Consider the following 1,686-nt stretch of genomic DNA (forward strand, 5'->3'; position numbering starts at 1 on the left):
CATGAGGTGTTTGAGCGGCGGGTGCGAGACAACCCAGACGCCACAGCCCTGATCGAACCCCACGGCCGAACCCTGACCTACACCCAGCTCAACACCGCCGCCAACCAACTCGCCCGCGCCCTGCACACCCGCGGCGTCAAACCCGGCGACCTCGTCGGCCTGCACACCCCCCGCAGCGCCAACTACATCATCGCCCTACTCGCCGTCCTCAAAGCCGGAGCCGGCTACGTCCCCCTCGAAACCGGACTCCCCGACGAACGCCTCAAACTCATGGCCACCGAACCGGCCATCACCACCGTCATCACCGCCGCCCCCCTCACCTGGACCCACACCCCCACCCCACACCTATCCCTCGACGACGACGCCACCTTCATCACCAGCCACGACCCCACCAACCTCGGCATCGCCGCCAACCCCGAAGACATCTTCTACATCCCCTACACCTCCGGCTCCACCGGAAAACCCAAAGGCACCCTCGTCCCCCACCGCGCCATCCCCGGCTTCTTCACCAACACCGACTACGCCACCTGGGGACCCGACGCCACAACCCTGCTGCACTCCGCCCTGTCCTGGGACGGCAACCTCGTCGAAATCCTCCCGCCCCTGCTCACCGGCGGACGCGTCATCATCCACCCCGGCCCCGAACGCGACCCCCTCACTGTCGCCGAAACCGCCCACACCACCGGCGTCACCCACCTCTTCCTGCCCACCGCCGCCTTCAACACCATCATGAGCAGCGACCCCCACCTCCTGACCGGCATCCGCTACCTCATGTTCGGCGGCGAACAGGTCTCCCCCAAACACGTCCACACCGCCCTGACCAGCCTGCCCGGCACCCGCCTGATCCACTGCTACGGACCATGCGAGTGCACCGTCTTCACCACCACCCACCACGTCACCCCCGCCGACCTGCAACGACCCACCATCCCCATCGGCACCCCCATCGGCGACCGCCGCGTCCACCTCATCGACCCGGCCACCGGACACGAAACCACCACCCCCGGCCAGATCGGCGAGATCCACATCAGCGGCCCCAGCGTCGCCCACGGCTACCTCAACCGCCCCACCCTCACCGCCACCCACTTCCTCCCCAACCCCCACACCACCACACAAACGGGGACGGGGACGGGTGCTCCCCTCTACCGCACCGGCGACCTCGCCACCCACACCCCCGACGGCCACCTCCTCTTCCACGGCCGCACCGACACCCAACACAAAATCCGCGGCTACCGCATCGAACTCACCGAAATCGAAATCGTCCTGACCAGCCACCCCCGCATCACCCACGCCGCCGTCACCACCCACCCCGACCCCACCGGCACCCCACGCCTGACCGCCTACCTCACCACCACCCCCAACCACCCCCAACACACCGAACACACCAAACACACCAAAAACACCAAAAACACCAGAGACACCGAACAGGCCGGACAGGCCGGACAGGCCGGGGACACCCCCGCCCTCACCGCCACCGACCTACGCACCCACCTGCAAACCCACCTGCCCGACTACATGATCCCCACCACCTACCTCCACCTGCCCGCCATGCCCCTCACCCACAACGGCAAGATCAACCGCAAAGCCCTCCCCCCACCCCACACCTGCACCCCCCTGCCCACCACGGCCGCCACACCCACGACCGGCCACCCCGCCACCCCCCTCCACCACACCCTCACCCACATATGG

At 67.9% G+C, this 1,686-nt stretch carries 1 protein-coding gene; it reads left to right on the forward strand.

What is annotated here, in order from left to right:
• Window positions 1–21: 21 nt before the first annotated feature.
• A partial coding sequence (locus tag AB0395_RS48260) for an amino acid adenylation domain-containing protein (RefSeq protein ID WP_366295122.1) occupies window positions 22–1,686 on the forward strand: 1,665 nt, incomplete at its 3' end.

Source organism: Streptosporangium sp. NPDC051023 (assembly GCF_040689595.1).
Taxonomy (GTDB): Bacteria; Actinomycetota; Actinomycetes; order Streptosporangiales; family Streptosporangiaceae; genus Streptosporangium.